Genomic DNA, 22,508 nt, shown 5'->3' with positions numbered 1-22,508 from the left:
GTACCCTTCGTCGCGATATGAGCATCGAACAGACCTCCCAGAACCCGTCCACGAAGCCGCGGGTCGCCGTCGTGTTCGGCGGCCGCAGCTCCGAGCACGCCATCTCGGTCTCGACCGCGGGCAGCGTGCTGAAGGCGATCGACCGCGACACGTACGAGGTGCTGCCGATCGGCATCACCCACGAGGGCCGCTGGGCGCTGGTCAGCGACGAGCCCGCCCGGATGGCGATCACCGACGGCCGGCTGCCGGACGTCTCCCACGTCGCGGAGTCGACCGAGGGCCAGGTCGCGCTGCCGCTCGGCCCCGGCAGCCGCGAGGTGGTCTGGAGCGAGCCCGGCAGCGCCCCCAAGGTGCTCGGCGAGGTGGACGTGGTCTTCCCGCTGCTGCACGGGCCGTGGGGCGAGGACGGCACCCTTCAGGGTCTGCTGGAGCTCTCCGGCGTGCCCTACGTCGGCAACGGCGTGCTCGCCAGCGCGGCGGGCATGGACAAGGAGTTCACCAAGCGCCTGCTGGCCTCGCACGGCCTGGGCGTCGGGCGGTACACCGTGGTCCGGCCGCGCGAGTGGGAGACCGAGGAGGGCCGGGCCGCCGTCCGCGAGCGCGCCTCGGGCCTCGGGCTGCCGCTGTTCGTGAAGCCCTGCCGGGCCGGCTCCAGCATGGGCATCACCAAGGTCAAGGACCTCTCCGACCTCGACGCCGCGATCGAGGAGGCCCGCCGGCACGACCCCAAGCTGATCATCGAGGCGGGCGTCACCGGCCGCGAGATCGAGTGCGCGGTGCTGGAGTTCGAGGACGGCCCGCGGGCCAGCGTCCCGGCCGAGATCCTGGTCGGCGGCGGCTACGAGTTCTACGACTTCGACGCGAAGTACATCGACTCCTCCGAGGTCCGGATCCCGGCCGAGCTCTCCGCGGAGGAGACCGCCGAGATCCGCCGGCAGGCGATCGCCGCGTTCGAGGCGCTCGGCTGCGAGGGCCTGGCCCGGGTCGACTTCTTCCTGCTGGAGGACGGCAGCTGGATGGTCAACGAGGTCAACACCATGCCCGGCTTCACCCCGATCTCGGCCTACCCGAAGATGTGGGAGGCCAGCGGGCTGTCGTACCCGGAGCTGATCGACCGGCTGCTGAAGGCGGCGCTGCGCCGCCCGACCGGTCTGCGCTGACCGTACGCAGCGGCGGAGGGCGGCCCCGGAACCCCGGGACCGCCCTCCGTTCGCGCCGGGGCGCGGTCAGGGGATGGCGGCCTTGACCACGTCGGAGAGCGCGGCGGCGGCGTCCAGCGGATTGCCGGCGGCCCCGCCGGGGACGGTCACCTCGACGAAGGCGGCGCGCTGGGTGGCGGTGAAGCGGTAGCCCCCGTCGGCCAGCGGCTCGGGCCACCAGGTGACGTCGTTGATCGTCGGCGCGATCTCCGCCTGCTTCTCGTCGACCAGCCCCTCGGGGTGCGGCACGCCGCAGCGCAGTACGATGCGCGGCGAGGACGCCCAGGCGGCGACGTACGGGGAGGCCGGGGACGGGTCCTTGCGGGCGTGGCCGAGCAGTTCCTGCGGCAGCGCGGCCTGGAGCGCGCGGCAGTACTCGGCGGCCCTGCCGCGCGGTTCGGGCGTCTCGACCTGCTGCTCGGCGGGCGCGCCCCAGCTGCCGAGCAGCACGAGGACGGTGCAGGCGAGCGCGGTCGGCACCGCCAGCCACCGGACCGGGGCCGGCAGTGCCGCGAGGAAGCGGGGGACTCGGAGTTCTCGGGTCACCCGCCGATGGTAAGCGCGTCTTACAGGTGGACGACGGGACAGGTCAGGGTGCGGGTGATGCCCTCGACCTGTTGGACCTTCGCGACCACCAGACGACCGAGGTCGTCCACGGTGTCCGCCTCGGCCCGGACGATGACGTCGTACGGACCGGTGACGTCCTCGGCCTGGATGACTCCGGGGATCTTGGCGATGGACTCGGCGACGGCACTGGCCTTGCCGACCTCGGTCTGAATCAGGATGTAGGCCTGGACCATGGGGACCTCCCGGCGGCTGGGTACGGGGATCGGCGCCGTGCACGCCCGGTGGCGCGTGGGGTGGGGGGAACGGGGTGACGGCAGACTGATCACCACGCTACCTCCCGGCGGGCCGGGGAGGGGAGACCCGTGCGCCCCCGAAGGGCGTACGCTGCGCGCGGAGGCGGCGTGACCGCAGGACGTGACGCGCCCGGCCGGGCGCAACCGGGAGGACGGCAGATGCAGGGGACCGTGGGCGAGCTCGGCGAGTTCGGACTCATCAGGGAGCTGACCGCCCGGGTACCGCTCACCGACGCGGTCGACCTCGGCCCGGGTGACGACGCCGCCGTGGTGAAGGCCCCGGACGGCCGGGTGGTGGCCACCACGGACGTGCTGATCGAGAACCGGCACTTCCGCCGGGACTGGTCCACCGCCTACGACGTGGGCCGCAAGGCGGCCGCGCAGAACCTCGCCGACGTGGCCGCGATGGGCGCGGTGCCGACCGCGCTGCTGCTCGGCCTGGTGGCGCCGGCGGACCTGCCGACCACCTGGGCCACCGAGCTGATGGACGGGCTGCGCGACGAGTGCCAGGTGGCCGGCGCGACGGTCGTCGGCGGCGACGTGGTGCGCGGCGAGACCATCACGCTGGCCATCACGGCGCTCGGGGACCTCCAGGGGCGCGCGCCGGTGACGCGCGCCGGTGCCCAGGTGGGTGACGTGGTCGCGGTCACCGGCTGGCTCGGCTGGTCGGCGGCCGGGCTGACGGTGCTGCAGCGCGGCTTCCGCTCGCCGCGCGCCTTCGTCGAGGCGCACCGCCGCCCGGAGCCGCCGTACCACGCGGGGCCGGCCGGGGCGGAGCTGGGCGCGACCTCGATGATCGACGTGAGCGACGGGCTGGTCGCCGACCTCGGGCACGTGGCCGGGGCGAGCGCGGTGGACATCGACCTGCGGGCGGCCGACTTCGACGTGCCGGCGCAGATGGCGGACATCGGCCAGGCGGTCGGGGTCGACCCGCTGGTGTGGGTGCTGTCCGGCGGAGAGGACCACGCGATCGTCGCGACCTTCCCGCGCGGGGTCCAACTGCCGGCCCGCTGGCGGGTGGTGGGCGAGGTCACCGGCCGGGCGCGGGCGGCCCGCGGCGGCCGGGTGACGGTGGACGGCGAGGCCTGGGACCGGGTCGGCGGCTGGGACCACTTCGCGGAGTGACAACCGGCCCGCGCCGGGCGGCGGTTGACGGCCGCCCGGCCGGGGAGTGCGTAGGCTTGACCCATGGCCCGGCCGCCCGTCCCTCGCACGAGTGGTCTGGACCATAATGGTCTGAACCACTTCGAGCGGGAGAGTCCACCACCATGCGAATCGGAGTACTGACCAGCGGCGGCGACTGCCCCGGACTGAACGCGGTGATCCGTTCCGTGGTGCACCGGGGCACCGATGTGCACGGCGACGAGATCGTCGGCATCGAGGACGGCTTCCTCGGCCTCATCGAGGGCCGCACCCGCCCGGTCTCGCACGACGACGTCACCGGCCTGCTCACCCTGGGCGGCACCATCCTCGGCTCCGCCCGGGTGCAGCGCGAGCGGATCCAGTGGGCGGTGGAGAACGCCAAGACCCTCGCCCGGGACATCGGCATCGACGCGCTGATCGCCATCGGCGGCGAGGGCACCCTGACCGCCGCCCGGATGTTCAGCGAGGCCGGACTGCCGGTGGTCGGCGTCCCCAAGACCATCGACAACGACATCGACGCCACCGACGTCACCTTCGGCTTCGACACCGCGGTGCACGTCGCCACCGAGGCGATCGACCGGCTCAAGACCACCGCCGAGTCCCACCAGCGCGTCATGGTCGTGGAGCTGATGGGCCGTCACACCGGCTGGATCACCCTCACCGCCGGGATGGCGGGCGGCGCCCACGGCATCCTGATCCCGGAGAAGCCGTTCGACATCGAGGCGGTGGCCCGGATGGTCGAGGACCGGTTCGCCCGCGGCAAGAAGTTCGCCATCATCGCCGTCGCCGAGGGCGCCTCCCCGATGCCCGGCACCATGCGCTTCGACCACGGCGAGGTCGACCGGTTCGGGCACCGGACCTTCGGCGGGATCGGCAACCGCCTCGCCCACGAGCTGGAGAACCTGCTCGGCAAGGAGGCCCGCCCGGTCATCCTCGGCCACGTCCAGCGCGGCGGCACCCCCACGGCCCGGGACCGGGTGCTCGCCACCCGGTTCGGCTGGCACGCGGTGGAGGCCGTCCACCGGGGCGAGTTCGGGCACTTCACCGCGCTGCGCCGAGGCGACATCCGGCTGGTGCCGATCGCCGACGCGGTCACCCGGCTCAAGACCGTCCCCGAGGGGCACTGGGCGGAGTCCGAGGCCGTGCTGTGACCGCGTAGGTTGGGCGCATGTCTTCCACCGCACCTCCCCGCGTTCTCACGGTCGCCGGCTCGGACTCCGGCGGCGGCGCCGGCATCCAGGCCGACCTCAAGGCGATGCTCGCCCTCGGCGTGCACGGCATGAGCGTGATCACCGCCGTCACCGCGCAGAACTCGCTCGGCGTCCAGGGCTACTGGGAGCTGCCCGCCGAGGCGGTCCGCGCCCAGTTCCGCAGCGTGGCCGACGACATCGGCGTCCAGGCCGTGAAGACCGGCATGCTCGCCTCGGCCGAGCTGGTCGAGACCGTCTCCGACCTGCTGGCCGGGGTCGACGCGCCGGTCGTGGTCGACCCGGTCGGCGTCTCCAAGCACGGCGACGCGCTGCTCGCCGCCGAGGCCGTCGCCACCGTCCGGGAGCGGCTGCTGCCGGTCGCCACCCTCGCCACGCCCAACCTGCACGAAGTGACGCAGCTCACCGGCCGGGTGGTCGAGGACGAGGCCCAGATGGTGGACGCCGCGAAGGCACTGCTCGACCTGGGGCCGCGCTGGGTGCTGGTCAAGGGCGGGCACCTGCCGGGCGAGGCCGCCGACCTGCTGTACGGCGGCGCGGGGGAGGAGCACTGGTACCGGGCGCCGCGCTACGACAACCGGCACACCCACGGCACCGGCTGCACCCTCGCCAGCGCGATCGCCGCCGGCCTGGCCAAGGGCGAGGCGCTGCCCGACGCGGTGGCCTCGGCGAAGGAGTACATCACCGGAGCGATCGCCGGCGGCTTCGCCCTCGGCGCCGGCATCGGGCCGGTCGACCACGCCTGGCGCTGGCGCTGAGCCGGGCGCCGGACACGCCTGTGGGCGGGCCCGAGGGCCCGCCCACAGCAGGACGATCACATGCCGGAACAACAGAAAGCCGGTTCACCCGAGGATGAACCGGCTCACTGGAGGACCGGCATGCCGGTCTGCGCGTCAGCGCGAGACCTTACCGGCCTTGATGCACGAGGTGCAGACGTTGAGCCGCTTCGGCGTCCGCCCAACCACAGCGCGCACCGTCTGGATGTTGGGGTTCCAGCGACGGGGGGTACGGCGGTGCGAGTGGGAGATGCTGTTGCCGAAGCCCGGCCCCTTGCCGCAGACGTCGCAGTTGGCAGCCACAGGAGTCACTCCAAGACTTCAGAATCATTTACGTGAGACAACCCCGCCAGACCAGCGGAGCACTCACGTGAACCGAACCGGACCAAGGGGCGAGCCTGGACCTGTTCCAGGCAACCGGAAGAGCATACAACGCTTGCTTCCGTTCAACGAAACTACCATGACCAGCAGGGTGATCGCTCCGGCCGCCGGTTCCGCCGCCCCCTCCCGGCCCCCGCTAACCTGCCGGTACCACCCCTCGCCGTTCACCCTCAGGCCATCACGGCGTCCCACTCCGGAGGAGACCTGGTGCTGCACACGCTCGACGCCCCGGCCGTGCGCAGCTGGTGCCAGTTGGCGCTGCGCGCGCTCGGCCAGGCCCGCGAGGAGATCGACGCACTCAACGTCTACCCCGTCCCGGACGGCGACACCGGCACCAATCTGTACCTGACCGTGGAATCGGCCGCCGCCGAGGTGGAGGGCCGGTTCGCGGGCCAGGGCCCCGGCCCGGCGCCCGGCCTGGCCGAGGCCGCCCGGGCGATGGCCCGCGGCGCCCTGGTCGGCGCCCGCGGCAACTCCGGGGTGATCCTCGCCCAGTGGCTGCGCGGCGCCGCCGAGAAGCTCGCCGACGGCGGCGGCGCCGACCAGCTGCGGGCCGCCCTCCAGCGGGCCTCCGACGCCGCCTACCAGGCCGTCGCCGAACCGGTCGAGGGCACCCTGCTGACCGTCGCCCGGATCGCCGCCCGGGAGGCCGGCCGGGCCGGCGACGGCCTCGGGCAGGTCGCCGAGGCCGCCCACCGGGCCGCCCGCGACGCGCTGCGGCACACCCCCGAGCAGCTCGCCGTGCTCGCCGAGAACGGTGTGGTGGACGCCGGCGGCCGCGGCCTGGTCGCCGTCCTCGGGGCGCTCGCCGACGCGGTGGCCGGCCACCAGCCGATGGGACCGGTCGCGCTGCGGGGCGACGTGCTGCCGGCGGAGGGCTGCGAGCTGCACGTGCGGCCGCCCGGCCCCGGGCACCCCGCGTTCGAGGTGATCTACCTGCTGGACGCGCCCGACGAGGCGCTGCCCGCGCTGCGGACCCGGCTCGGCGCGCTCGGCGACTCGCTGGTGGTCGGCGGCGGGGACGGCCTGTGGAACGTCCACGTCCACGTCGACGACGCGGGCGCCGCCGTCGAGGCCGGGGTCGAGGCCGGGCGCCCGCACCAGATCCGGATCACCCACTTCGCCGAGGCCGCCGCCCGCTCCGGCGCCGCCGACGACCGCGGCGAGCCCGAGCGGCCGGCCCGCGCGGTGCTCTCGGTGGTCTCCGGCGAGGGCCTCGCCGAACTCTGCGAACAGGCCGGCGCGGTCGTCCTGCACACCGGCGCCGGCCGCCCGCCCGCCAGCGCCGAGCTCACCGCCGCGGTGCGCCGGGCCGCCGCCCGCGAGGTGGTGCTGCTGCTCAACGACCCCGAACTGCGGGCCGCCGCCGGCGCCGCCGCCGACCAGTTGCGCGAGGAGGGCGTGCGGATCGCCGTGCTGCCCACCCGCTCGCCGGTCCAGGGCCTGGCCGCGCTCGCCGTGCACGAGGCCGGGCGGCGCTTCGACGAGGACGTGGTCGCCATGACCTCGGCGGCCGGCGCCACCCGGTACGCCGAACTGGCCGTCGCCGAGGGCGAGTCCTGGACCATGGCCGGGGTCTGCCAGGCCGGCGACGTGCTCGGCCTGATCGACGGGGACGTCGCGGTGATCGGGGCCGGGCTGGCCGAGGTCGGCGAGAGCGTGCTGGACCGGATGCTCGGCGGCGGCGGCGAACTGGTCACCCTGATCCTCGGCGAGGGCGCCCCCGAGGGCCTCGCCGAGGGCCTCGTCGCGCACGCCCGGCAGAGCCGGCCCGAGGTGGACGCGGTGGTCTTCCACGGCGGCCAGGAGTCGGCGCCGCTGCTGATCGGCGTGGAGTGAGCGCCCGGATCGTCGGTCCGGTGGTGTAAACAGGGGCCTTGATGGGCGCTCTCGATGAACCACTGACCAAGCTCGTCGGCGACCGGACCGCCAAGGTGCTCGCCGACAGCCTCAAGCTGCGCACGGTCGGGGACCTGCTGCACCACTATCCGCGGCGCTACGTCGAACGCGGACAGCTCACCAGCCTGGACGAGCTGGAGATCGACGAGCACGTCACCGTGCTGGCCCGGATCGAGAAGGTCACCCTGATCCCCTTCCGCGGCCGCAAGGGCGACCGCCTGGAGGTGGTGGTCACCGACGGCCGCAGCCGGCTCTCGCTGGTCTTCTTCAACCAGGGCTGGCGGCAGAAGGAGCTGCGGCCGGGGACGCAGGGCCTGTTCGCGGGCAAGGTCGGGGTCTTCAACCGGGCCCGCCAGCTGGCCTCCCCCGACTACCAGCTGCTGGACGAGACGGACGGCGACGGCGCCGCCGCCCGGTTCGCCGGACGGCTGATCCCGGTCTACCCGGCCAGCGCCCAGATGCCCAGCTGGAAGCTCTCGCTCTGCGTGGAGACGGCGCTCACCAAGCACCTGTCCGACGTCGGCGAACCGCTGCCGGCCGGGCTGCGCGAGCGCCACGGGCTGATCGCGCTGCCCGAGGCGCTCGAACTGATCCACCGCCCGCGCAGCCAGGCCGACCGCGAACGCGCCCAGGAGCGGCTGCGCTGGGACGAGGCCTTCGTGCTGCAGGTCGCCCTCGCCCAGCGCCGGGCGGCCGACTCCGCGCTGCCCGCCAAGCCGCGCGAGGCCCGTCCGGGCGGCCTGCTGGACGCCTTCGACGCCCGGCTCCCGTTCACCCTCACCGAGGGCCAGCGGAAGGTCTCCGCCGAGATCGCCGCCGACCTGGCGAGCGAGCACCCCATGCACCGGCTGCTCCAGGGCGAGGTCGGCTCGGGCAAGACCCTCGTCGCGCTGCGCGCCATGCTGGCCGTGGTCGACGCGGGCGGGCAGGCGGTGCTGCTGGCGCCCACCGAGGTGCTCGCCCAGCAGCACCACCGGTCGATCGTGGAGATGATGGGCGACCTCGCCGAGGGCGGCATGCTCGGCGGGGCCGACCTGGGCACCCGGGTGGTGCTGCTCACCGGCTCGATGGGCGTGCCGGCCCGGCGGCAGGCGCTGCTCGACATGGCCTGCGGGGACGCCGGCCTCGCGATCGGCACCCACGCGCTGATCGAGGACAAGGTGCAGTTCCAGGACCTCGGCCTGGTGGTGGTCGACGAGCAGCACCGCTTCGGCGTCGAGCAGCGGGACGCGCTGCGCGCCAAAGGCGAACAGCCGGCGCACCTGCTGGTGATGACGGCCACCCCGATCCCGCGCACGGTCGCGATGACCGTCTTCGGGGATCTGGAGACCTCCGTCCTGGACCAGTTGCCGGCCGGCCGCTCGCCGATCTCCACCCACGTGGTGCCGGCCGTCGAGAAGCCCAACTTCCTGACCCGCGCCTGGGAGCGGGTCCGCGAGGAGGTGGCCAAGGGCCACCAGGCGTACGTGGTCTGCCCGCGGATCGGCGACGAGGACCCCGAGGAGCAGAAGGGCGCCAAGGGCGCGCGGCGCAAGCGCCGCGACGGGGACCTGGAGGAGCTGCTCGACGACGCCCCGGACGAGGGCGCCGCCGCCGAGGGCGACCGGCGGCCCCCGCTGTCCGTGGTGGAGACCGCCGGCAAGCTGACCGCCGGGCCGCTGGCCGGGCTGCGGGTGGAGATCCTGCACGGACGCCTCGCCCCGGAGGCCAAGGACGAGGTGATGCGCCGGTTCGCGGCCGGCGAGGTGGACGTGCTGGTCGCCACCACGGTGATCGAGGTCGGCGTCAACGTCCCGAACTCCACCGCGATGGTGATCATGGACGCGGACCGGTTCGGCGTCTCCCAGCTGCACCAGCTGCGCGGCCGGGTCGGCCGGGGCTCCGCCCCCGGGCTCTGCCTGCTGGTCACCGACATGCCGGCGGCCAGCGCCGCCCGTGCCCGGCTGGACGCGGTGGCGGGCACCCTGGACGGCTTCCAGCTCTCCCGGATCGACCTCGAACAGCGCCGCGAGGGCGACGTCCTCGGCCAGGCGCAGTCCGGCGTGAAGTCCTCGCTGAAGGTGCTCTCGGTGCTGGAGGACGAGGAGGTCATCGTCACCGCCCGGGCCGAGGCCACCCGGCTGGTCGCCGAGGACCCGGACCTCGCCGCCCACCCGGACCTGCGCACCGTCCTGGAGAGCCTGCTCGACGAGGACCGCGCGGCCTTCATGGAGAAGGGCTGAGGCCGCTCCCGGCAGGGCCGGATTGTCAGACCCCCGCGAGAGAATGAAGGTGTTCAGGGCGCACCCCCAAGGTGCGTCCCTGGCGCGACACTTGGGGGTTTAGCCATGGCATTCCGTCATCTCAACGAGCTCCCGCTGGGCGACAAGGTCTTCCGGATCGAACTCGCCAGCGACGACGACCGCGAGGTCACCCTCACCCTCACCGGCTGGCGCGAGGGGGCGGCGGCGGACCCGCTCGCCTCCGGCAAGCTGCGGCTGCCGGTCGAGGACGTCGCCTCGCTGCGGATCGCGCTCAACCGCGCGCTCCGGGCCCTGGCGATCGTCGCCGACGTCTCCGAGCCCATCCCCGACCGCGACGTGCTGCGCGAGCTCTACCCCGGCCACGGCGCCCCCTGGGTGCCGCAGCACGAGGAGGAGCTGGTCCGGCGCTTCCACGAGGGCGAGACCGTCGCCCGGATCGCCGCCCGCTTCGGCCGCACGCCCGACTCCGTCCGCACCAAGCTGCGCGAGCTCGGCCACGACCCGCGCCGCCCCGAGTACTGCCCGCCCGACGGCTGCCTCTCCTGGTCCCGCTACGCCTCGCCGTCGCTGCTCGGCGCGGCCGTCCCGGCCCGGCCGGCGGACTCCGAGGCCGTCTGATCACCTGAGTGCGCGAGCGTGGCCCCCGCCGGACGGACCGGCGGGGGCCACGGCCGTATAGCGTGGTCGGGCAGCGACGAAAGGACCTCCCACCACCATGACCCGCGTGATCGCCGGGGCGGCCGGCGGCCGCCGGCTGGCCGTACCGCCCGGCCGGGGCACCCGCCCGACCTCCGACAAGGCCCGCGAGGCGATGTTCTCCACCCTGGAGGCGCTGCGCGGCACCACCCTGCACGGCGCCCGGATGCTGGACCTGTTCGGCGGATCGGGCGCGGTCGGCCTGGAGGCGCTCTCGCGCGGGGCCGGGCACGTGCTGCTGGTCGAGGCGGACGCCCAGGCGGCCCGGGTGATCCGGGAGAACGTCCGGTCGATCGGCCTGCCGGGCGCGCTGGTGAAGGCCGCCAGGGCGGAGAAGGTGATCGCCGGGCCCGCTCCGGAGGCCCCGTACGACCTGGTCTTCCTCGACCCGCCGTACGTGGTCACCGACGATGAGGTGCGCGAGATGCTGATCACACTGTCAGCCGGGGGCTGGCTCGCGGAGGACGCACTCGTCACCGTGGAGCGCAGCACCCGCGGCGGCGAGTTCGGCTGGCCGGAGGGCTTCGAGGTGCTGCGCTCGCGCCGCTACGGCGAGGGCACGCTCTGGTACGGTCGCGCCGCCGCCGGGACCCGCCACCACCCCTAGCGGGCCCGGGCCCGCAGGATTCCGTCACCCCACGAGGGAGCACACACGCCATGCGCCGCGCCGTCTGCCCCGGGTCCTTCGACCCGATCACCAACGGTCACCTCGACATCATCGAGCGGGCCTCGAAGCTGTACGACGTGGTGCACGTCGTGGTGGCGATCAACCGCAACAAGCAGGGCATGTTCACCACCGAGGAGCGGATCGCGCTGATCGAGGAGACCACCTCCCAGTACGGGAACCTGGTGGTCGAGTCGTACCAGGGCCTGCTGGTGGACTTCTGCCGCGAGCGGAACATCCCGGCGATCATCAAGGGCCTGCGCGCGGTCAGCGACTTCGACTACGAGCTGCAGATGGCGCAGATGAACCACGGCCTGACCGGCGTGGAGACGTTGTTCGTGCCGACCTCGCCGACGTACAGCTTCCTCTCCTCGACGCTGGTCAAGGAGGTCGCCTCGTACGGCGGCGACGTCTCGCACCTGCTGCCGGAGACGGTCCACCGGCGGCTGGTCGAGCGGATCGCCGAACGGCGGGCCCAGCAGTAGGGGCGTGACCGGACGTCCGTTTCTGCTGGTTCGTCACGGTTTGCCCGAGGAGTGGGAAGTCGGCCGTGTCCGGGCGTTGTGACCTCGCCCGGCAGTGGCCGTACAGTCTGTATTCCTGCCCTGCGGTGACGTCCACCGCGCCGGGCGCTGCCTCCGCCGGACCTCGGCGGCACACGGAAAGACGAAGCCCCGTGGACGTGCAGAACAAGGTCGACGAGATCGTGGCGGCCGTCGAGAACGCCCGCTCGATGCCCATGTCGGCCTCCTGCGTGGTGAACCGTGCCGAGTTGGTCGGACTGCTGCAGGAGCTGCGGGCGGCCCTGCCCGCCGAGCTGGCCCAGGCCCAGTCGGTGATGGCCGACCACGAGTCGGTGGTCGCGGACGCCCAGGCCGAGGCCGACCGGATCATCCAGGGCGCGCACGCCGAGCGCGGCTCGCTGATCTCCGACACCGAGGTGGTCCGCCGCGCCCAGGCCGAGGCGGACCGGATCCTCGCCGAGGCGCGCGCCGAGATCGACACCAAGCGCGCCGAGGCCGACGACTACGTCGACAGCAAGCTCGCCAACTTCGAGGTCGTGCTCACCAAGACGCTCGGCGCCGTCGGCCGCGGCCGCACCAAGCTGCGCGGCGACTCCAGCGTCTTCGAGACCGAGTACGAGGGCGAGACCGACGGCGAGGAGTTCCAGCCGCAGCGGATCAGCCCGAGCCCCGAGGTCGACGAGTACGTCGATGTGAAGCTCGCCACCCTGGAGAACGTGCTCAGCGCCACCCTGGAGGCGGTCGGCAAGGGCCGGGACAAGCTGACCGGCAAGCGGCCGATCGACGAGCTCGGCGCCTACCTGGCCGCCGCCGACGAGGCGCAGCAGGCCAAGGAGCGGGCCGAGGCGGTCGCCGCCGGCTTCGCCGCGGACGCCGACGGCAGCGAGCTGGCCTGGTACCGCGAGGAGGTGCCGCAGCAGCAGACCTGGCCGGAGCAGACCCCGGCCGCGGCCGGCTGGCAGGCGCCCGGGGCGGACCAGTACGCGGCCGCGCAGCAGGGCGGCGCCCAGTACGCCGAGGTGTACGGCGGCGGCTTCGACCCGGCCGGCGGCCAGGCCGCGGACCCGTACGGGGCCGCGCAGTACGGCTACCAGCAGCACGGGCAGCAGCACGGGCAGCAGCCGGAGCCGCAGCCCGGCTACGGCTACCCGCCCCAGCAGCAGGGCTACCAGGAGCAGCAGCAGCAGCAGTACGGCGGCGGCTACGGCTACCCGCAGCCGCCCGCCAACCCGCCGGCGCCCGTGCCGCAGCAGGCCCAGGCGGGGCTGGACGAGACCAGCTTCTTCGACACCAGCATGATCGACATGACCCGGCTGCGGGAGCTCGGCGGCCGGTAGGCCCGGGGCACGAAGTTGGGCCTGGCGGGAGACTCGGGTAGTCTGACCACTCCGGCCTCTCCGTGTCGGGCCGTCGGTCTGCCCGCGCATCCCCCGACGAGCAGCGCCGCGCACCGGTACCCCCCAGGAAGTCAGGACACCTTGAACCGCCTCGACCACCGCGACCCCCTCGTGTTCGACACGCACGAGCTGGGCCGTCGTCCGGGTGCGCTGCGCAGGGTGACCCGGACCCTGGAGGCCCCCGAGGGCCTCGGGATCATCGACGTGATCGGCGTCCCGGAGAAGAGCGAGATCGCGCTGGAGCTCCGCCTGGAGTCCGTGGTCGAGGGCGTGCTGGTCACCGGCACCGCCGAGACCCGGGTCGAGGGCGAGTGCGTCCGGTGCCTGGAGCCCGTCGAGTTCGACCTCGACGTGGACTTCCAGGAGCTGTACTACTACCCGGAGTCCGACGAGCGCCACCGCGCCCGGACCGCCGGGGCCGAGGACCTCGAAGAGGACTCGGAGGAAGAGACTTACCGCCTGGAGGGCGACTTCTTCGACCTCCAGCCGGTGCTGCGTGACGCGGTGGTGCTCGCACTGCCGCTGCAGCCGGTGTGCCAGGAAGACTGCCTGGGCCTGTGCTCCGAGTGCGGAGCGCGCCTGAGCGACGACCCGGCGCACCACCACGACGCCGCCGACCCCCGGTGGGCGGCTCTGCAGGGACTCTCCGCCGCCCACGGCGACGAGGGTGACGGAATCAAGTACAGCGACACCCGTGAGGGTCTCGCCGAGAACCAGGAGAAGTAGCCGTGGCTGTTCCGAAGCGGAAGATGTCGCGCAGCAACACGCGCCACCGCCGGTCCAACTGGAAGGCCGTTGCCCCGGCCCTCGTGGCGTGCGACCGCTGCCACGAGCCGAAGCTCTCGCACATCGCGTGCCCGAGCTGCGGCACGTACAACCGTCGCCAGGTCCTCTCGGTCTGATCGGCGGGGTGCACGGATCGATGTCGGACGGTAACTCCTCCCGCAAGGCGGCCGCGGCTCCGAAGACTCCTTCGGGCGGTGGCAAGGCCGGCGGGCCGGCTTCGACCGAATACGACGTCCTGGAAGGGCGCCTCGGGTACACGCTCGAGCGCGCCCTTCTGGTACGTGCCCTGACCCACCGCTCGTACGCGTACGAGAACGGTGGTCTGCCCACCAACGAGCGCCTGGAGTTCCTCGGCGACTCGGTGCTGGGCCTGGTGGTGACCGACACCCTCTACCGCGTCCACCCGGACGTCCCGGAGGGCACGCTCGCCAAGCTGCGCGCCGCGGTGGTCAACTCGCGCGCGCTCGCCGACGTCGGCCGCGGCCTGGAACTGGGCGCGTTCATCCGGCTCGGCAAGGGCGAGGAGGGCACCGGCGGCCGCGACAAGTCGTCGATCCTCGCCGACACGGTCGAGGCGGTCATCGGGGCCGTCTACCTCGACCGCGGCCTGGACGCCGCCACCGAGTTCGTCCACCGGCTGTTCGACCCGCTGATCGAGGAATCCTCTCAGCTGGGCGCCGGCCTGGACTGGAAGACCAGCCTCCAGGAGCTCACCGCCTCGGTGGGCATCGGAGTGCCGGAGTACGTGGTCGAGGAGTCCGGTCCGGACCACGAGAAGACCTTCACCGCCGCGGCCCGGGTGGCCGGCGAGGACTTCGGCAGCGGCGTCGGCCGCTCGAAGAAGGAAGCCGAGCAGAAGGCCGCCGAGAGCGCCTGGCGGGCGATCAGGGAGAAGTACGCCGACCGCCTGCCGAGCGGCGCCTGAGCACGCAGTAGCCTTCCTCCTGCAGAGCCGAGTCCGTTCCGCTGGAGGCGTTCTTCCCGTGCCCGAACTTCCCGAGGTCGAGGTCGTCCGCCGCGGTCTGGCGAACTGGGTCGCCGGGCGCACCGTCGCCGGCGTCGAGGTGCTGCACCCGCGTGCGGTGCGCCGCCAGCCGGCCGGCGCCGCGGACTTCACGGCCCGGCTCACCGGCACCACCCTCGGCGCGGCGCAGCGCCGCGGCAAGTACCTCTGGGTGCCGCTGTCGGGGGCGGGCGAGGGCTTCTCGCTGATCGGCCACCTCGGGATGAGCGGCCAGCTGCTCGTCCAGGACCCCGCCGTGCCGGACGAGACGCACCTGCGGGTGCGGCTGCGGTTCACCGACGGCGGGCGCGAGCTGCGCTTCGTCGACCAGCGGACCTTCGGCGGGCTGGCGGTCGAGGAGGCCGAGGACGGCGATCCGGAGGGCACCCCGCTCTCCATCGCGCACATCGCCCGCGACCCCCTCGACCCCCGCTTCGACGACGCCGCCTTCGTGGCGGCGCTGCGGGCCCGGCGCACCACGGTCAAGCGGGCGCTGCTGGACCAGACGCTGATCAGCGGGGTCGGCAACATCTACGCCGACGAGGCGCTGTGGCGCTCCCGGCTGCACTACGACCGGCCGACCGCGACGCTCACCCGCCCCCAGGCGTTGCTGCTGCTGGCCAACGCCCGGGACGTGATGACGGCGGCGCTGGCTGTCGGCGGCACCAGCTTCGACAGCCTGTACGTCAACGTGAACGGCGAGAGCGGCTACTTCTCCCGCGACCTGGACGCCTACGGCCGGGAGCACGAGCCCTGCCGGCGCTGCGGCACCGCGCTGCGGCGGGCCGCCTGGATGAACCGGTCCAGCTACTTCTGCCCCCGCTGCCAGCGCCCCCCGCGGGTGCGCTGACCCGCCCCTCAGCCCTTGGCGAGTTCCGGTTCGGCCGGGGCGGCCTCCGGCAGCCCGCCGTGGGTGTCCTGGCCGAAGTAGGCGACGCCGACCGCCGCGACCACCGCGATCAGGAAGCCGGCCACGCCGAGCCAGCCCAGGCCGGCCTTGGAGGAGTCGCCGAGCCACAGCACGCCGACCGCGCCGGGCAGCACCGTCTCGCCGACCACCAGGGCGGCGGTGGCGCCGTTGACCGAGCCGATCTGCAGGGCCACGGTGTGCACGTACATGCCGCCGATGCCGCCGACCAGGATCGCGTACAGGGCCGGGTCGGAGAGCAGCCGGGCGAGGTCGAACGGCTCGATGCCGTTGAGGATGCGCACGCCGACGCCGAGCGCGCCGAAGCCGAGACCGGAGAGCAGACCGGCCACGATCGCGCCGTTGGCGCCCATCCGGCGCACCAGCAGGCCGCCGCCGACCAGCAGCACCGTGGTGATCGCCAGCAGCCACCAGTGGAAGGCCATCGCGGCGTGGTGGCCGCCCTCCGGCCCGGCGGAGACCGCGAGCAGCACCAGCGCGGAGCAGAGCACGCCGATCGAGGCCCACTCCAACTGCTTGAGCCGGATGCCGAGCAGCTTGATCGAGAGCACCGCAGTGATCACCAGGTTGGCGCTGATGATCGTCTGGGAGAGGAACAGCGGCAGCAGCCGGGCGGCCAGCGCGCCGAGCCCGAAGCCGATGAAGTCCAGCACGGTGCCGAGGATGAACTCCCAGGTCACGGCGGCCTTGGCGGTGGAGGCGAGGCTGGGCCCGCCGTGCGCGGTGGTGCCGGCGGAGCCACCGCCCTTGGCGGCCTCCTCACGGGCGGAGCGCCGGGAACCGACGGCCTGCAGCACCGAACCGGTGCCGTAGCAGGCGGAGGCCGCCACAGCGGTGACGAGGCCGATCAACACGCGGAGCTCCGATCAGGGGGGGTGGGGCCGGACGGTCGGGAGACGGTCATGGCCGGCGGTACCGGCACCAGTGTGCCCGGTCACGGGGTACGGTCGGCACGCCCGCCCAGGTGGCCGGAGCGCCCCGGTGTCCGCCGGGAGGTACGTGCGGGCCGCCGGGCGGGTTCCCGCCCCGGGGACGTCTCGGGGGCGGCGGGGCGGAAGATCATCCCGCAGAAGGGGGCCCACCCCGGCGGACGGTGGGGGTGCCCGCCCGGGCCGTGCCCGACCGGTATGCCCTGTCCGGGGGCCGCTCGGGGTAGCGTCGAGGCATGAGAACCCTTGCACGACGACGTTCCCGGGGCGCCGGGCCGCTGGCCCTGGTGGCGGCGCTGCTCGGGCTGCTGCTCCTGCTGGCGCCGACGGCCTCGGCGGCGGGCGGTCTCGACGACGCGGCCGCCGCGCTGAAGCAGGGCCGGGTGTACGTTGACCCGGCGATGGCGGACCGGTTCGGCCGGAGCCAGGCCGACGCCCTGACCGAGAAGATCCGCAAGGCCGACAAGCCGATCTTCGTGGCGGTCGTCCCGGCCGCCGACCCGTACGGCGCCAGGACCGTCTTCGAGGACCTGCGCACCAAGGTCGGCGTCACCGGCACCTACGCGATCTGGCGCGGCGACCAGTTCCAGGCCCGCTCGGACAAGGCCGCGCTGCCCAGCGCGAGCGCCGAGCGGATCGCCGGCGCGTCTTTCCGGTCCCACCCCGGCGATATCGACGCCACCCTGAACGACTTCGTCGACACCGCCGCCCCGCAGATCAAGGGGCACGCGGTGAACAGCGACAAGGGCGGCGTCTCGACCGCCGCGGTGGTCGTCCCGCTGGCCCTGCTGGCGCTCGCCGGCACCGGCGTCTTCCTGCTGTTCCGCCGGGCCAGGAACAAGAAGGAGGAGCAGCGCCGGGCCGAGCTGGCGCAGCTGCGCCAGGTCGTCGACGAGGACATCACCGCCTACGGCGAGGAACTGGACCGGCTGGACTTCGTCCCGTCCGCGCCGGACGCCGACGACGTGCAGCGCGCCGACTACACCCACGCCCTGGACTCGTACGAGAAGGCCAAGCGGCTGATGGACGCGGCCGCGGGGCCGGAGGACGTCAAGCCGGTCACCGAGGCGCTGGAGGACGGCCGGTTCGCGCTGGCCACCCTGGCGGCCCGGCGGGAGAAGCGCGCGCTGCCGGACCGCCGGCCGCCGTGCTTCTTCGACCCGCGGCACGGTCCGTCGGTGCTGGACGCCGAGTGGTCCCCGGCGGGCGGCGCCGCCCGCGCCGTCCCGGTCTGCCGGGCCGACGCGGACCGGCTGGCGGCCGGCCAGGACCCGGACATCCGGACCGTCCCGACCGCGCACGGCCCGCAGCCGTACTGGAACGCGGGCCCGGCGTACGGCCCCTGGGCGGGCGGCTACTTCGGCGGCTTCGGCGGCGGCGGTCTGCTGCCCGGTCTGCTGGTCGGCACCATGCTCGGCTCGATGATGGCCACCCCGGCGTACGCGGCCGGCCCGCTCGACGCGGGCGCCGGCTACGACGGCGGCGACTTCTCCGGCGCCGACTTCAACTCCTCCGACTTCGGCGGCGGCTTCGACGGCGGGGACTTCGGCGGTGGCGGGGACTTCGGTGGCGGAGGCGACTTCGGCGGAGGGTTCTGACCCCTCCCCGGGCCGGGGCGACGACCGGCCCGAGGCCCCCGCCGGGCGACCGGCGGGGGCCGCGCCGTGTCCGGGCCCGTTGCGCACGCGGCGTCCGGGCGCAAGGGTTCGAGAACCCAACCCTGTGTGGCAGGCTGTCGTCCGTGACCTCCGACCCGCGTCCCGCCCCGCCCACCGCGCCCGTCCTGCCCGGGCGGCCGTGCTCGATCGCCGCCGCGCTGCACGTGGTGGGGGAGAAGTGGGCGCTGCTCGCGGTGCGGGAGCTGTTCTACGGCAACCACCGCTTCGACCGGATCGCCCGCAACACCGGGGCGCCCCGGGACCGGCTCACCGCCCGGCTGCGGGCGCTGGAGGAGTCGGGCGTGGTCGAGCGGCGGGCCTACAGCGAGCGGCCGCCGCGGTACGAGTACCACCTGACCGAGGCCGGCCGCGACCTCGCGCCGCTCGTCCAGGCCCTGCTGGCCTGGGGCGACCGCTGGGTGCTGCCCGAGGCGCCGGTGGTCTTCGAGCACGCGCCCGAGGGGCACCCGCCGCACCCGTACGACCCGGCCTGGGTCTGCCGGACCTGCGGCGAGGCGGGGCGCGGCACGGAGCTGCGGGCCGAGATCCGCAGCCCGGGCTGGACGGTGGAGGGCCCCGCCGGCCCGTGACGCGCGCCGCCGCCGGGGCGGATAGGGTCGTGGGCATGCACGGTCGCGACGCCCACAGTGACGAACCGGTCCGGGTCACCGCCTGGGTGCGCGGCAAGGTCCAGCAGGTCGGCTTCCGCTGGTGGACCAGGGCGCGCGCGCTGGAGATCGGCCTGACCGGCTACGCGAGCAACCTCGGCGACGGCCGGGTGCAGGTGGTGGCGGAGGGCCTCGCCCCGGACTGCGAGCAGCTGCTCGCCCTGCTCAGGGGCCCGGACACACCGGGCCGGGTCACCGGGGTGACCGAGATCTGGACCGCCGTCGGGTCCGGCTACGAGAGCTTCGCGATCCGCTGACCGCCCCCGTTCGGCGGGCCGCGGGAGGGCCGCCGGAAAACGATCGGCAACCGGCGGTGTCGTACGGTTGCCATCCGGGCAGACTCGTGGTTGACTCCGCATCGAACGATGATCCACGAGCAGGTGGTGGACCCCCTTCGCGGCCGCCCGGCGTGACGACACCGCCAGGCAGGTGACAGGGGCGCGGTAGCGTGCGGTGATCGTGTTGACCCGTACCGTCTTTGGTGAGACGCTGGAAGCCCGCGCACACGACCGCGTCATTCCGGTAGGCGCACGCCCCCGTGAGCCCAGCTCATGGTGGTTGTGCCGTAGTGCCCAGCCAGCACTGCCGGTGCGCGCCGCGCGTGCGTCCCCCTTCCCCCTAGACCTGTACCGTTCCGGTTCGGTCACTCAGCGTGGAGGACCATTCATCATGGCAAAGGCGCTTCTCGGGTACGTCGGCGGCCCCGACCCGCGAATGCTCTCCGAGATGCGACGGCTGCAGCAGCGCGTCCAGGACCTCGAAGCCGAGCTCCTCAGGATGCAGGCTGAGAACGACGCACTCACCGCTGTCGCTGGCGAGCACTCGCTGCTCAACAGCATCGATCTGGATCAGCGGGAGCCGGCTCTCACCTGAGTCCCGCCCGATCCCCTCGATCGACGCCGCTGTGCACTGAGCCGCCCCGAAAGGGACGCAGCTTGCAAGGGACGCCCCGTGTGGCGTCCCTTCGTCGTGTCCGGGGGCGGGTGGCCGGGCCGCCGGGGGATACAGTCGCCGCTGGAGCCCCTGGTGAGCGAGGTGAGGAGACCGGCGCGTGCATCTGAAGAGTCTGACGCTGCGCGGGTTCAAGTCCTTCGCCTCCGCCACCACCCTGCGCTTCGAACCCGGGATCACCTGCGTCGTCGGACCCAACGGATCCGGCAAGTCCAACGTGGTCGACGCGCTCTCCTGGGTGATGGGGGAGCAGGGCGCCAAGTCGCTGCGCGGCGGCAAGATGGAGGACGTCATCTTCGCCGGGACCAGCGGGCGCGCCCCGCTCGGCCGCGCCGAGGTCAGCCTCACCATCGACAACACCGACGGCGCCCTGCCGATCGAGTACTCCGAGGTGACCATCACCCGGACGATGTTCCGCAACGGCGGCAGCGAGTACGCGCTCAACGGCGACACCTGCCGCCTGCTCGACATCCAGGAACTGCTCTCCGACTCCGGCATCGGCCGCGAGATGCACGTCATCGTCGGCCAGGGGCAGCTCGACTCCGTCCTGCACGCCGACCCGATGGGCCGCCGGGCCTTCATCGAGGAGGCGGCCGGCGTCCTCAAGCACCGCAAGCGCAAGGAGAAGGCGCTGCGCAAGCTGGACGCGATGCAGGTCAACCTCAACCGCGTCCAGGACCTGGTGGCCGAGCTGCGCCGCCAGCTCGGCCCGCTCGGCCGGCAGGCCCGGATCGCCCGGCGCGCCGCCGGCATCCAGGCCGACCTGCGCGACGCCCGGCTGCGGCTGCTCGCCGACGACCTGCTCGCGCTGCGCACCGCCGTCGAGGCGGAGATCGCCGACGAACTGGCGCTGCGGCTGCGCCGCTCCACCGTCGAGCAGGAGCTCGGGCGGGCGATCGGGCGCGAAGCCGTGCTGGAGGCGCAGGTCCAGCAGCTCGGCCCCGGCCTGGAAGCGGCCCGGCAGACCTGGTACCGGCTCTCCGCGCTGGCCGAGCGCACCCGCGGCACCGTCGGGCTGGCCGAGGCCGCCGCCCGGCACGCCGCCGCCGGCGGGCAGGCCGAGGAGCGGCGCGGCCGGGACCCGGAGGACCTGGAGCGCGAGGCCGGGCGGGTCCGCGAGGAGGAGGCCGCGCTCTCCGCCGCCCTGGAGCAGGCCGAGGAGGCGCTCGACGAGGCCGTCGAGGCCAAGGGCGGACTGGAACGCGCCCTCGCCGCCGAGGAGCGCCGGCTCAAGGGCGCCGCCCGGGCCATCGCCGACCGCCGCGAGGGGCTGGCCCGGCTCCAGGGGCAGGCCGCCGCCGCCCGCTCCGAGGCCGCCGCCGCCGAGGCCGAGATCGGCCGGCTCGCCGAGGCCCGCGACGAGGCGCTGCAACGCGCCGGGGCCGCCCGGCAGGAGTACGAGGAGCTGCGGGCCCTGGTCGAGGCCGGCACCGGGGACGGCGAGCGGGCCGACACCGCGCACGAGAGCGCCCGGGAACGCCTCGCCGCCGTCGAGCAGCGGCTCACCGCCGCGCGCGAGGCCGCCGGCGCCGCCGAGCGCGAGCGGGCCGCGCTGACCGCCCGGCACGAGGCGCTGGCGCTCGGGCTGCGCCGCAAGGACGGCAGCGGCGCGCTGCTCGCCGCCGGGGAGCGGCTGACCGGGCTGCTCGGCCCGGCCGCCGCGCTGCTGCGCATCGCCCCCGGTCACGAGAGCGCCGTCGCCGCCGCCCTCGGCGCCGCCGCCGACGCGGTGGCCGTCGACTCGCCCCGGACCGCCGCCGAGGCGCTGCGGCTGCTGCGCAAGGAGGACGCCGGCCGGGCCGCCCTGCTGATCGCCGGCGCCCCCGAACCGGCCGGTGCGGCGGGGGAGTTGCCGCCCGGCGCCCGCTGGGCCGCCGAACTCGTCGACGGGCCGGACACCCTGCGGGCCGCCGTCGCCCGGCTGCTGCACGGCGTCGTGGTGGTGGACACCCTCGACCGGGCCCTCGCCCTGGTCGCCGCGCACCCCGCGCTGAGCGCCGTCACCGCCGACGGCGACCGGCTCGGCGCCGGGTTCGCGCACGGCGGCTCCGGCGCCGCCCCCAGCCTGCTGGAGACGCAGGCCGCGGTGGACGAGACCGCCCGGGCGATCACCGAACTCGACGTCCGCTGCGCCGAGTCGGCCCGGCACCTGGCCGAACTCACCGAAGAGCGCCGGGAGTCGGCCGCCGAACTGGAGCAACTCGCCGTCCGGCGGAGGCAGCTGGAACGCGAGCGGGCCGAGGTGGCGGGCACCCTGGGCCGGCTGGGCGGACAGTCCCGGGCCGCCGCCGGCGAGGCCGAGCGGCTGACCGCCGCCGCCCGCCGCGCCGAGGACGGGCTGGCCCGACTGCTCGACACCGCCGAGGAACTGGCCGAGCGGCTGGCCGTCGCCGAGGAGAGCGCCGCCGACGGGCCGGACGAGCCGGACGTCGCCGAACAGCAGCGGCTGGCCGCGGCCGCCACCGCCGCCCGGCAGACCGAACTGGAGGCACGCCTGGCGGTGCGCACCCACGAGGAGCGGGTCCGGGCCCTGGCCGGCCGGGCCGAGCAGCTGGACCGGGCCGCCCGCGCCGAGCGCGAGGCCCGCGCCCGGGC

The 22,508-nt window shown here is 74.4% G+C and carries 23 protein-coding genes; 19 read left to right on the top strand and 4 right to left on the bottom strand.

Features of this window, described 5'->3' with window-relative positions; translation table 11 throughout:
• The first annotated feature begins 17 nt into the window (after positions 1-17).
• Positions 18-1,160 carry a D-alanine--D-alanine ligase family protein gene (locus tag ACFXAM_RS21375; protein ID WP_380293500.1) on the top strand — a complete coding sequence of 381 codons (1,143 nt, stop codon included), beginning with the start codon at positions 18-20 and terminating at the stop codon, positions 1,158-1,160.
• A gap of 66 nt (positions 1,161-1,226) precedes the next feature.
• On the opposite strand, the gene ACFXAM_RS21370 is transcribed toward ACFXAM_RS21375, so the two are convergent.
• Both ACFXAM_RS21370 and ACFXAM_RS21365 read right to left on the bottom strand, forming a co-directional pair.
• A complete protein-coding gene (locus tag ACFXAM_RS21370; protein ID WP_380293498.1) occupies positions 1,227-1,745 on the bottom strand; it encodes a DUF3515 domain-containing protein in 519 nt (172 codons plus the stop codon).
• Between the two features lie 20 nt (positions 1,746-1,765).
• Positions 1,766-1,999, bottom strand: coding sequence for an Lrp/AsnC family transcriptional regulator (locus ACFXAM_RS21365; protein ID WP_376142682.1), 234 nt, complete (start codon positions 1,997-1,999; stop codon positions 1,766-1,768).
• Positions 2,000-2,218: 219 nt separating this feature from the next.
• Here ACFXAM_RS21365 and ACFXAM_RS21360 point away from each other — a divergent pair, with 219 nt between their 5' ends.
• The 3 genes from ACFXAM_RS21360 (at position 2,219) to thiD (ending at position 5,168) form a co-directional block, all read left to right on the top strand.
• Positions 2,219-3,184: a thiamine-phosphate kinase gene (locus tag ACFXAM_RS21360; RefSeq protein ID WP_380293496.1), complete on the top strand. Its 966-nt coding sequence runs from the start codon at positions 2,219-2,221 to the stop codon at positions 3,182-3,184.
• 143 nt (positions 3,185-3,327) lie between these two features.
• Positions 3,328-4,353 (top strand): 6-phosphofructokinase, encoded by a 1,026-nt coding sequence (locus tag ACFXAM_RS21355; RefSeq protein ID WP_380293494.1) that lies wholly within the window; start codon positions 3,328-3,330, stop codon positions 4,351-4,353.
• 17 nt (positions 4,354-4,370) lie between these two features.
• The gene (gene thiD, locus ACFXAM_RS21350) at positions 4,371-5,168 is read left to right on the top strand and encodes a bifunctional hydroxymethylpyrimidine kinase/phosphomethylpyrimidine kinase (protein WP_380293492.1); all 798 of its coding nucleotides are present in this window, start codon (positions 4,371-4,373) and stop codon (positions 5,166-5,168) included.
• Between the two features lie 135 nt (positions 5,169-5,303).
• Here the strand turns inward: thiD and rpmB are convergent, their stop codons facing one another.
• Entirely contained in the window at positions 5,304-5,489 is a 186-nt protein-coding gene (gene rpmB / locus ACFXAM_RS21345) for a 50S ribosomal protein L28 (protein WP_073813963.1), read from the bottom strand.
• Positions 5,490-5,774: 285 nt separating this feature from the next.
• On the opposite strand from rpmB, the gene ACFXAM_RS21340 reads away from it, so the two are divergent.
• The 10 genes from ACFXAM_RS21340 to mutM all read left to right on the top strand — a co-directional run bounded on the left by ACFXAM_RS21340 (position 5,775) and on the right by mutM (position 15,629).
• Complete coding sequence (locus ACFXAM_RS21340; protein ID WP_380293490.1) at positions 5,775-7,406, top strand: DAK2 domain-containing protein; 1,632 nt, start codon at positions 5,775-5,777, stop codon at positions 7,404-7,406.
• Positions 7,407-7,447: 41 nt separating this feature from the next.
• Positions 7,448-9,688, top strand: coding sequence for an ATP-dependent DNA helicase RecG (gene recG / locus ACFXAM_RS21335; protein ID WP_380293488.1), 2,241 nt, complete (start codon positions 7,448-7,450; stop codon positions 9,686-9,688).
• A gap of 105 nt (positions 9,689-9,793) precedes the next feature.
• Positions 9,794-10,327 (top strand): hypothetical protein, encoded by a 534-nt coding sequence (locus tag ACFXAM_RS21330; RefSeq protein ID WP_380293486.1) that lies wholly within the window; start codon positions 9,794-9,796, stop codon positions 10,325-10,327.
• Positions 10,328-10,424: 97 nt separating this feature from the next.
• Positions 10,425-11,012, top strand: a complete 588-nt coding sequence (gene rsmD / locus ACFXAM_RS21325; protein WP_380293484.1) for a 16S rRNA (guanine(966)-N(2))-methyltransferase RsmD — start codon at positions 10,425-10,427, stop codon at positions 11,010-11,012.
• Between the two features lie 50 nt (positions 11,013-11,062).
• Complete coding sequence (coaD, locus tag ACFXAM_RS21320; RefSeq protein ID WP_380293482.1) at positions 11,063-11,554, top strand: pantetheine-phosphate adenylyltransferase; 492 nt, start codon at positions 11,063-11,065, stop codon at positions 11,552-11,554.
• Between the two features lie 191 nt (positions 11,555-11,745).
• A complete protein-coding gene (locus ACFXAM_RS21315; protein WP_380293481.1) occupies positions 11,746-12,930 on the top strand; it encodes an ATP synthase F0 subunit B in 1,185 nt (394 codons plus the stop codon).
• 141 nt (positions 12,931-13,071) lie between these two features.
• Positions 13,072-13,716 carry a YceD family protein gene (locus ACFXAM_RS21310; RefSeq protein WP_380293479.1) on the top strand — a complete coding sequence of 215 codons (645 nt, stop codon included), beginning with the start codon at positions 13,072-13,074 and terminating at the stop codon, positions 13,714-13,716.
• A gap of 2 nt (positions 13,717-13,718) precedes the next feature.
• Positions 13,719-13,892, top strand: a complete 174-nt coding sequence (gene rpmF / locus ACFXAM_RS21305) for a 50S ribosomal protein L32 (RefSeq protein ID WP_097236113.1) — start codon at positions 13,719-13,721, stop codon at positions 13,890-13,892.
• Positions 13,893-13,912: 20 nt separating this feature from the next.
• On the top strand, positions 13,913-14,701 hold the full coding sequence (gene rnc / locus ACFXAM_RS21300; RefSeq protein WP_380293477.1) for a ribonuclease III: 789 nt from the start codon (positions 13,913-13,915) through the stop codon (positions 14,699-14,701).
• Positions 14,702-14,759: 58 nt separating this feature from the next.
• Positions 14,760-15,629 carry a bifunctional DNA-formamidopyrimidine glycosylase/DNA-(apurinic or apyrimidinic site) lyase gene (gene mutM, locus ACFXAM_RS21295; RefSeq protein WP_380293475.1) on the top strand — a complete coding sequence of 290 codons (870 nt, stop codon included), beginning with the start codon at positions 14,760-14,762 and terminating at the stop codon, positions 15,627-15,629.
• Positions 15,630-15,637: 8 nt separating this feature from the next.
• Here mutM and ACFXAM_RS21290 read toward each other — a convergent pair whose 3' ends face one another.
• Positions 15,638-16,561 (bottom strand): hypothetical protein, encoded by a 924-nt coding sequence (locus ACFXAM_RS21290; protein ID WP_380293473.1) that lies wholly within the window; start codon positions 16,559-16,561, stop codon positions 15,638-15,640.
• A gap of 311 nt (positions 16,562-16,872) precedes the next feature.
• On the opposite strand from ACFXAM_RS21290, the gene ACFXAM_RS21285 reads away from it, so the two are divergent.
• The 5 genes from ACFXAM_RS21285 to ACFXAM_RS21265 form a co-directional block, all read left to right on the top strand.
• Complete coding sequence (locus tag ACFXAM_RS21285) at positions 16,873-18,234, top strand: hypothetical protein (RefSeq protein ID WP_380293471.1); 1,362 nt, start codon at positions 16,873-16,875, stop codon at positions 18,232-18,234.
• Between the two features lie 143 nt (positions 18,235-18,377).
• Positions 18,378-18,884: a winged helix-turn-helix transcriptional regulator gene (locus ACFXAM_RS21280; protein ID WP_380293469.1), complete on the top strand. Its 507-nt coding sequence runs from the start codon at positions 18,378-18,380 to the stop codon at positions 18,882-18,884.
• A 35-nt stretch (positions 18,885-18,919) separates the two neighbouring features.
• Positions 18,920-19,219 (top strand): acylphosphatase, encoded by a 300-nt coding sequence (locus ACFXAM_RS21275; RefSeq protein WP_380293467.1) that lies wholly within the window; start codon positions 18,920-18,922, stop codon positions 19,217-19,219.
• Between the two features lie 412 nt (positions 19,220-19,631).
• The gene (locus ACFXAM_RS21270; RefSeq protein ID WP_270143783.1) at positions 19,632-19,835 is read left to right on the top strand and encodes a hypothetical protein; all 204 of its coding nucleotides are present in this window, start codon (positions 19,632-19,634) and stop codon (positions 19,833-19,835) included.
• Positions 19,836-20,013: 178 nt separating this feature from the next.
• Positions 20,014-22,508, top strand: a 2,495-nt coding sequence (locus tag ACFXAM_RS21265; protein ID WP_380293465.1) for a chromosome segregation SMC family protein, incomplete at its 3' end; no start/stop codon positions are given.

This window comes from Kitasatospora sp. NPDC059462, assembly GCF_042749955.1.
Taxonomy (GTDB): Bacteria; Actinomycetota; Actinomycetes; order Streptomycetales; family Streptomycetaceae; genus Kitasatospora.
The sequence above is the reverse complement of the archived record's forward strand: the minus strand, read 5'-3'. Positions and strand labels throughout refer to the sequence as shown.

Excerpts from the sequence above, each read along its gene's own strand:
- ACFXAM_RS21375 (WP_380293500.1), top strand. The coding sequence starts at position 18 with ATGAGCATCGAACAGACCTCCCAGAACCCGTCCACGAAGCCGCGGGTC.
- ACFXAM_RS21365 (WP_376142682.1), bottom strand. The coding sequence starts at position 1,999 with ATGGTCCAGGCCTACATCCTGATTCAGACCGAGGTCGGCAAGGCCAGT.
- ACFXAM_RS21360 (WP_380293496.1), top strand. The coding sequence starts at position 2,219 with ATGCAGGGGACCGTGGGCGAGCTCGGCGAGTTCGGACTCATCAGGGAG.
- ACFXAM_RS21355 (WP_380293494.1), top strand. The coding sequence starts at position 3,328 with ATGCGAATCGGAGTACTGACCAGCGGCGGCGACTGCCCCGGACTGAAC.
- thiD (WP_380293492.1), top strand. The coding sequence starts at position 4,371 with ATGTCTTCCACCGCACCTCCCCGCGTTCTCACGGTCGCCGGCTCGGAC.
- recG (WP_380293488.1), top strand. The coding sequence starts at position 7,448 with ATGGGCGCTCTCGATGAACCACTGACCAAGCTCGTCGGCGACCGGACC.
- ACFXAM_RS21330 (WP_380293486.1), top strand. The coding sequence starts at position 9,794 with ATGGCATTCCGTCATCTCAACGAGCTCCCGCTGGGCGACAAGGTCTTC.
- rsmD (WP_380293484.1), top strand. The coding sequence starts at position 10,425 with ATGACCCGCGTGATCGCCGGGGCGGCCGGCGGCCGCCGGCTGGCCGTA.
- coaD (WP_380293482.1), top strand. The coding sequence starts at position 11,063 with ATGCGCCGCGCCGTCTGCCCCGGGTCCTTCGACCCGATCACCAACGGT.
- rnc (WP_380293477.1), top strand. The coding sequence starts at position 13,913 with ATGTCGGACGGTAACTCCTCCCGCAAGGCGGCCGCGGCTCCGAAGACT.
- ACFXAM_RS21285 (WP_380293471.1), top strand. The coding sequence starts at position 16,873 with ATGAGAACCCTTGCACGACGACGTTCCCGGGGCGCCGGGCCGCTGGCC.
- ACFXAM_RS21275 (WP_380293467.1), top strand. The coding sequence starts at position 18,920 with ATGCACGGTCGCGACGCCCACAGTGACGAACCGGTCCGGGTCACCGCC.
- ACFXAM_RS21270 (WP_270143783.1), top strand. The coding sequence starts at position 19,632 with ATGGCAAAGGCGCTTCTCGGGTACGTCGGCGGCCCCGACCCGCGAATG.